Here is a 438-nt window from a genome sequence, read left to right as displayed (position 1 = left end):
CTCCTCGACCGTGATATCCAGTTCTTCGGCCGCATTGTGCGGATGAGTGCCGACAGAGCAATAGATTTCGTCGAAAGTTTCAGCGATCTCAAGTACTTGCGGAAACCGCTTCACGCGTGTCGAGATCGTCACCATACGGCCAATTCCGGCGGCTAAAGCGCGGGCGACGATGGCCGCCCGCTCCTCGGCGAAATCTGGAAAATCCAGATGGCAGTGGCTGTCGACGAGCATCAGATGTTCGCGTCCGGCTGTTCGACGTAACGCGGAAACACGCCTTCCGGCACCGGCAACGCAGTGCCGGGCACAAGCGCGTGATCCGCGTGGACATGCACGAAATCGCGGCTCTCCGCCGGCACCGCCAGCAGGTCGAGCAGTTTCGCGGCCGAGCCCGGAGTGAAGGGCTGACACAGCACCGCCACGCGGCGCACGACTTCGGCG

Annotated in this window: 1 protein-coding gene and 1 pseudogene; both read right to left on the bottom strand. The window is 62.6% G+C overall.

Annotated elements, in window-relative coordinates:
• Positions 1 to 231 (bottom strand): TatD family hydrolase (locus EN879_RS38545; RefSeq protein WP_206521126.1); only part of this gene is annotated, 231 nt, incomplete at its 3' end.
• Positions 231 to 438, bottom strand: a pseudogene (locus tag EN879_RS38540) (methionine--tRNA ligase); the annotation flags it as partial. The pseudogene EN879_RS38540 and the gene EN879_RS38545, both read right to left, overlap by 1 nt.

The sequence above is a fragment of the Mesorhizobium sp. M7A.F.Ca.AU.002.02.1.1 genome (assembly GCF_003998535.1).
GTDB lineage: Bacteria > Pseudomonadota > Alphaproteobacteria > Rhizobiales > Rhizobiaceae > Mesorhizobium > Mesorhizobium ciceri.
Note: the sequence above shows the minus strand (reverse complement) of the source record. Positions and strands in the feature narration are given on the sequence as shown.